This window comes from Actinomadura darangshiensis, assembly GCF_004349235.1.
Taxonomy (GTDB): domain Bacteria; phylum Actinomycetota; class Actinomycetes; order Streptosporangiales; family Streptosporangiaceae; genus Spirillospora; species Spirillospora darangshiensis.
In genome coordinates this window covers 1-6,515 of record NZ_SMKY01000405.1, presented here as the reverse complement: position 1 = coordinate 6,515, position 6,515 = coordinate 1, and the positions used below count along the sequence as shown (strand labels likewise).

The 6,515-nt window shown below is 70.2% G+C and carries 7 protein-coding genes; 5 read left to right on the top strand and 2 right to left on the bottom strand.

What is annotated here, in order from left to right:
- Positions 1-42 precede the first annotated feature (42 nt).
- From E1293_RS42940 to E1293_RS42920, 5 genes are all read left to right on the top strand, one after another.
- Entirely contained in the window at positions 43-726 is a 684-nt protein-coding gene (locus tag E1293_RS42940; protein ID WP_132205255.1) for a response regulator transcription factor, read from the top strand.
- Complete coding sequence (locus E1293_RS42935; protein ID WP_132205253.1) at positions 723-2,057, top strand: sensor histidine kinase; 1,335 nt, start codon at positions 723-725, stop codon at positions 2,055-2,057. The genes E1293_RS42940 and E1293_RS42935 overlap by 4 nt, the downstream gene beginning before the upstream one ends.
- An 80-nt stretch (positions 2,058-2,137) precedes the next feature.
- Positions 2,138-3,112: an alpha/beta hydrolase gene (locus E1293_RS42930; protein WP_132205251.1), complete on the top strand. Its 975-nt coding sequence runs from the start codon at positions 2,138-2,140 to the stop codon at positions 3,110-3,112.
- Positions 3,103-3,966, top strand: a complete 864-nt coding sequence (locus tag E1293_RS42925) for an SDR family NAD(P)-dependent oxidoreductase (protein WP_207939443.1) — start codon at positions 3,103-3,105, stop codon at positions 3,964-3,966. Before E1293_RS42930 ends, E1293_RS42925 begins: the two co-directional genes overlap by 10 nt.
- 389 nt (positions 3,967-4,355) lie before the next feature.
- Complete coding sequence (locus E1293_RS42920; RefSeq protein WP_132205249.1) at positions 4,356-4,985, top strand: acetate uptake transporter; 630 nt, start codon at positions 4,356-4,358, stop codon at positions 4,983-4,985.
- 61 nt (positions 4,986-5,046) lie between these two features.
- Here the strand turns inward: E1293_RS42920 and E1293_RS50390 are convergent, their stop codons facing one another.
- Together E1293_RS50390 and E1293_RS42910 are read right to left on the bottom strand one after the other, a co-directional pair.
- Complete coding sequence (locus E1293_RS50390; protein WP_132205247.1) at positions 5,047-6,039, bottom strand: hypothetical protein; 993 nt, start codon at positions 6,037-6,039, stop codon at positions 5,047-5,049.
- Positions 6,039-6,515 (bottom strand): RNA polymerase sigma factor (locus E1293_RS42910; protein ID WP_132205245.1); only part of this gene is annotated, 477 nt, incomplete at its 5' end. The genes E1293_RS42910 and E1293_RS50390, both read right to left, overlap by 1 nt.

Sequence of the window (6,515 nt, the reverse complement as noted above, 5' to 3'; positions counted from 1 at the left end):
GTTTCGGGCGGGTGAGGGGTCTAGGAGTGAGCGCGGGAGCCGATGGGTGAGAGCCGGCGGGTGCTCGTCGTGGACGACGAGGCCAACATCCGTGACCTCATCGAGGTCGCGCTGCGTTTCCACGGGTTCGTGACCGTCACCGTCGAGAACGGCGGCGAGGCCCTGCGGGCGGTCAAGGCGGAGCGCCCCGACCTCGTGCTGCTGGACGTCATGCTGCCCGACATGGACGGTTTCGAGGTGTGCCGGCGGCTGCGCGCGGACGGCGACCAGGTGCCGGTGATCTTCCTGACCGCGCGGGACACCCCGTCCGACACCGTCACGGGCCTCACGCTCGGCGGTGACGACTATGTCACCAAGCCGTTCTCGATCGAGGCGCTGATCGCCCGGGTGCGGGCCGTCCTGCGCCGGACGGCCCCGCCGGCGGACGAGCGCGACCCCGTGCTGCGCGTCGCCGACCTCGAACTGGACGAGGCGCACTGGACGGTGCACCGCGGCGGCGTCGCCGTCGACCTGTCGCCGACCGAGTTCCGGCTGCTGGCCTACCTGATGCGGAACGCGGGCATGGTGCTCTCGCGCGCCCAGCTCCTCGACGGCGTCTGGGGCTGGGACCACGGCAACCCGCAGGTCGTCGAGACCTACGTCAGCTACCTGCGCCGCAAGCTGGACCCGCTCGGCACCCCGCTCATCCACACCCAGCGCGGGGTGGGCTACGCGCTCCGGCCATGACGCTCAACGCCCGGCTGCTCGCCGGCCTGCTCGCGGTCACCACCGCCGGGCTGGTCATCATGGGCCTGGTCAGCGCGCTCGTGCTGAACGGGTACCTGATGCACCGGGTGGACGGGCAGCTCCAGGCCACCCGCGACCGCGCGGTGTCGCGGCTGCTGAAGCCCGGCCTGCCGGAGCAGGGGGTGGCGCCGGCGCAGTTCGTGGTGCTGGGCGTGGGCCCTGCCGGACGGGTCCGGGTGCTCAGCGGCGACGACCCGTCCCCCAGGCAGGCCGTCGCCGAGGTGCAGAAGCTGGGACCGGGCGAGCTGGCCGCCCGCGCGCGCACCCTTGAGCCGTTCTCCCTGCCCGGGCTGCGCGCGGTGGCGCGGCCCTGGCGGAGCGGGTTCGTGGTCGTGGCGTCCCCCCTCACCGAGATCCACTCGGCCGTGCGCAACCTCGTGCTGTCCGAGGTCGCCACGGGCTCGCTGCTGCTCGCCGTCCTGATCGTGCTCGGCCGGTGGCTCATCCGCCGCGGCCTGCTGCCGCTGAGCCGGATGGCCGGCACCGCGCACGCCATCACCGCGGGCGGCGACCTGCGCGCCCGCATGCCCGGCCCCGGGCAGCGCACCGAGACGGCCCGGCTCGCCGCCGCCATCAACGTGATGCTGGAGCGGATCGAGCAGGCGTTCTGGGCGCGCAGCCGTTCCGAGGCCCGCGTCCGCGACTTCGCCGCCGACGCGTCCCACGAGCTGCGCACTCCCCTGACGGCCATCCAGGGCTATGCGGAGCTGTACCGGCACGGCGCCCTCGGGCCCGACGAGCTCCCGGACGCGATGCGCCGCATCGAGGACGAGGCCCGCCGCATGAACAGTCTGGTCACCGACCTCCTCGAACTCGCCCGTCTCGATCGCGAGGCGTCCCTGCACCCCGTCCCCGCGGATCTGGTCGCCATTGCACGGGACGCCATCGCCGACGCGACCGCCGCGGCGCCCGACCGTCCCATCATGCTGGACGCCCCTGACACTTTGGTCGCGACCGTCGACGAGGCCCGCATCCGCCAGGTCTTCACGAACCTGCTGGCCAACGTGCGCGCCCACACACCCCCCGGAACGCCCACGACGATCCGTCTGGCGCCGAATCTGATCGAGGTGGAGGACGAGGGGCAGGGCATGTCGCCCGACGACACGGCCCGCGCCTTCGAACGCTTCCATCGCGCCGAGAAGAGCGGGACAGGCAGCGGGCTTGGGCTGCCCATAGTCGCCGCCATAGCCGCCGCCCATGGTGGACGTGCCGAACTGCTCTCCGCACCGTCCAAGGGGACGATCGTCCGCATCACCCTGGGCTCCCACTGAGCGGGACGCCCCGATGTCAGCCGGGACGATGTCCTGCACAGTCCGATGGGTCGGCTCCCCGAACCGAAGGAAATCGCAGCATGGCCGGGTGGAGTCATCGGTACGCGCGCATCAACGACCTCGACGTCCACTATGTGGAGCAGGGGACAGGGCCGCTCGTCGTCCTCCTCCACGGTTTCCCGCACATCTGGTTCAGCTGGCGGCACCAGATCGGGCCGATCGCCGACGCCGGCTTCCGGGTGGTCGCTCCCGACATGCGCGGAATGGGGCAGACCAGCGGCCCCAAGGACCACCGCGAGTACGACGTCGACCGGATCGTGGCCGACGTCGTCGGCCTCCTCGACCACCTCGGGGCGGAGAAGGCCGTCTTCGGCGGCCTGGACTTCGGCCTGTTCGCCGCCTACGACCTCGCGCACCACTACCCCGACCGCGCCGCCGCGATCATCGGCCTGGAGAACCCCTTCTTCACCCCGAGCAGGGAATCGCCGCTGACGCTCGCCGCCCGGCAGGCCGAGCGCCATTTCAACCACATTCATTACTTCGCCGCCCCCGGTGCCGCCGACCGCGATCTCGCCGCGGCGCCGCGCGAGTTCCTACGCAAGTTGTTCTACGCGCTCTCCAGCGACTACCACTATCTAGATGTCTGGCGGAAGCCTCCCGGGACGACCTATATCGACGCCCTCCCCGAAACTCCGCCGCTTCCGTGGACATGGCTGACCGAGACGGAGTTGGAGTTCTACGTCGACGCTTACAGTCGCAGCGGCTTCACCGGCGGACTGAACTGGTATCGGGCCATGGACCTCTCCTGGGAGTACCGCAAGTCGTACGGCGGCAGAAGGAATCCGGTCCCGTTCTTCTTCATCGGGAGCGAGCAGGACACCGACCTGGAGGCATGGCACGGCGACGACCCGCTGAGCAAACTGGAGCAGCACCATGCCGACCTCCGCGACGTCCGGATGATAAAGAACGCCGGGCACATGATGCAGATGGAGAAGTCCGGCGAGACCACGGCGGCGATGCTCGAATTCCTCACCGGGAGCAACAAGTGGGCCTGACACAAGACCGCGTCGTGGTCGTCACCGGAGCGAGCCGCGGCGCCGGAAAGGGAATCGCGCTCGCCCTCGGCGAGACCGGTGCGACCGTGTACGTGACCGGACGGACCCGCTCCGAAGGCGACGCCGCCCTCCCCGGAACGGTGTTCGCCACCGCCGAGGAGATCGACCGCCGCGGCGGCACCGGCGTCCCCGTGATCTGCGACCACGCCGACGACGCGCAGGTGGAGGACCTGTTCAAGCGGGTCGAGCGCGAGCACGGCGGCCTGGACGTCCTCGTCAACAACGCGTTCACGATCCCGGACGGCCTCACTCAGAAGGGACCGTTCTGGGAGAAGCCGCTGGCGCTGCAGAGCATGTTCGACGTGGGAATGCGTTCGGCCTACGTGGCGAGCTACTACGCCGCCCCGCTCCTGGTCAGGAACAACGCCGGCCTCGTCGTCAACACGTCGTCCTTCGGGGGCCGCTGCTACATGCACGGCCCGGCCTACGGCGCCGGAAAGGCGGCCGTCGACAAGATGGCCCACGACATGGCCGTGGACTTCGAGCCCTACAACGTCGCGGTCATCTCGCTCTGGATGGGGCTGCTGAAGACCGAACGGAACCGCGCGCTCTTCGAGGGCGTCCCCGACCGGTACAAGTCGTTCGCCGCGGGAGCGGAGTCCGCCGAGTTCAGCGGCCGCGTGATCGACACTCTGGCCCGGCACCCGGAGCTGATGAAGTGGACCGGTCAGGTCCACATAGGGGCCGAACTCGGAGAGCGGCTCGGCGTGGCCGACATCGACGGCGGGCGACCCGAGTCCCACCGGGCGAGGCTCGGCGACCCGCCGACCTTCGGCACGGCCGTGGTGAAGTAGCCCGGACGGCTCGCGTCACGAATCGGCAACACCTTTACCAAGTCTTGTCGGCAATTCGCACCGGCGAATTCAATGTGGGAGCGCATTCCCAAAGCCGCAGTTCACGCGGGCCAAAGCCGGGGGCATATCGAGCGGCCCGCACACCGCCCCGGACGTCCCGTACCGGCATGCACCGATCTCGACGACTCCGATTGGTGGTGATACGTCGGAAATATCCGGTGAACAGGGCACTGACCTGACGGGCAAGCGGAGTTATGATCCGAAACGGGGACGCTCCCCACAGCTCAGGGACGCTCGGACGTCCGTTGTCCGCATTCCTTCGTCCATCCCTGCCCGGCCGGCACGCGACCGAGCGAGACACGGCGATGGGACTCCACCGAGGAGACACCATGACCCACGTCGAGCAAGAGTCCACTCCTCAGACACCGCCCGCGGTAGCCGATCCGGCCCCACTGGGGCTGGCGGCCTTCGCCCTGACCACATTCCTCCTCTCCGCCAAGAACGCCGGGTGGACCGACGGCACCGACGCCTGGCTCGGCTACGCCCTCGCCTACGGCGGCCTCGTCCAACTCCTCGCCGGCATGTGGGAGTTCCGCAACCGGAACGTGTTCGGGTCGACCGCCTTCTCGTCCTACGGCGGCTTCTGGATCGGCCTCGGCCTCTACGTCATCCTCGTCGCCGGCGACACGACCCCCGCGCAGGAGGCCAACGACCTCGGCTGGATCCTGCTCGCCTTCGCGATCTTCAACACCTACATGATGCTGTGGGCGACGCAGGTCAACCAGGCCGTCCTCGCGGTGTTCGTCACCCTGGAGGCCACCGAGATCATCCTGTTCATCGGGCAGTTCTCGACCAGCGAGAGCACCATCAAGATCGGCGGCTACATCGGCGTCCTGACCGCCATCTGCGCCTGGTACGCCTCCGCGGCCGGAGTCATCAACGGCATGATGGGCCGCACGTTCCTCGGCGTCGGCAAGCCGATGTTCAAGCAGGTCACCCCGAGTACCGAGCCCCGCTGACCCCCACCCGCAGCACGCCCCCGTCGCCACGTCGCGACGGGGGCGTCCGCTTGGCCCGCGGTCAGAACCTGCCGGCCGCGATGTCGGCGAGCACCACCCGGGACGTGTGGTAGTAGGTCGTCCTGGACGGCGAGTCCGGGGCGCGGGCGGACAACGCCACCGGACGTCCCGTCTTCGCGTTGACGATCAGCGTCTCCGAGAAGCCGCCATTGGCGGGCCAGCCGTCCACCAGCGTGAGCGTGGGCTGCCCGGCGGTGGTGGTCTTCGTGACCTTGACTCGCGGCATCGTCGCCATGATGCGGAGCACACCCGCCCGGACCTGGGGATTCTCCGGTGCCGCGACCAGCGCGTCGACGGAGTTCGACCAGATGTGGTTGTCGGTGATCTGCTTCTTCTGCTCGGGGGTCCGCGGCTTCGGCGACACGAACTTCTTCCCCCGCTCTTTGGCGAGGCCCTTGAGCCGCTCGATCCTCTGCTGCTCCAGATCCGGGTTCGTGCCCGGAGCGAGGTTGGCGACGGCCATCCGCGCGCGCGCGGTGCCGATATCGCCCTTCACGGCGTAGAGCGCCACCGCGATGTCGCGCTTGAACACGTCGTCGCCCCCGTCCTTCTGGACGACGGCCCGCTGCAGGGCACGCCTGTCGTTCCCCCAGTAGTAGGTGCCGTCGTCGGTGAACAGGCCGATGCCATGGTCGCCCAGCTCGGCACCGGTCGGCGACTGGTTGCGGACCTCCAGCGTCGCGTCGCCCGGCACCTCGGCCGGCAGCGGCGTGATCTCCGCGACCAGCGCGGCCAGAATCGGGTTCGCCGTCTCCGCCTTCACCGGAGGCTCACCGGACGTCGACGCGGACGTGACGACCAGCGCCACCGCGGTGGCCGCCGCGGCGACCAGCCCGGCGGCCCCCAGGCCCACGCCCCACCTGCGGCCCCGCCTGCGGGACGCGGCCTTCGGCACCATCGCGTCCCGCAGCACGGACCTGGCCTCTTCGAAAGCCTGCGGCCGCAGCGGCTCGGCGTCCCTCAGGTTCTCCAGCAGGTCCATCTCGTCCACCATCAGTTGGCCTCCTTCATCGCGTTGTGGCCGGTCAGCAGCGCGGCCACCCCCGGCGCGCTCCGCAGCGCCATGCGCGCCTCATGCAGATGCCGGCGCGCCGTCCCGGGCGGTATCCCGATCGCCCGCCCCGCATCGGCGACGGTCAGGTCCTCCCAGGCGACCAGGGTCAAGATCTCCCGCTGCTGCGCCCCGAGCAGCGCCAGCGCACGCCTCAGCACCGCCTCGCCGTCGACGCGCTCGTCCACGGCACCCCACGGATCCCACGCCGTGTCGGTCACGTTCGCCCGCAGCACCTCCGCCGGACGGGACCGCCAGTGCCGCCGGAGCACGTTGTGCGCCACACCGAACAACCACGGGCGGGCATCGGGAAACGAGCGGTCGTAGGACTTCCGGGACGTGAGCGCGGCCACCCAGACCTCACCGAGCAGGTCCTCGGCCGCCTCCCGGCCGACCCGCCGCACGAGATAGGCCCCCAC

Bases quoted from the DNA above. Each gene is read 5' to 3' on its own strand.
- E1293_RS42940 (WP_132205255.1), top strand. From the start codon at position 43: ATGGGTGAGAGCCGGCGGGTGCTCGTCGTGGACGACGAGGCCAACATC.
- E1293_RS50390 (WP_132205247.1), bottom strand. From the start codon at position 6,039: ATGGTGGACGAGATGGACCTGCTGGAGAACCTGAGGGACGCCGAGCCG.
- E1293_RS42935 (WP_132205253.1), top strand. From the start codon at position 723: ATGACGCTCAACGCCCGGCTGCTCGCCGGCCTGCTCGCGGTCACCACC.
- E1293_RS42920 (WP_132205249.1), top strand. From the start codon at position 4,356: ATGACCCACGTCGAGCAAGAGTCCACTCCTCAGACACCGCCCGCGGTA.
- E1293_RS42930 (WP_132205251.1), top strand. From the start codon at position 2,138: ATGGCCGGGTGGAGTCATCGGTACGCGCGCATCAACGACCTCGACGTC.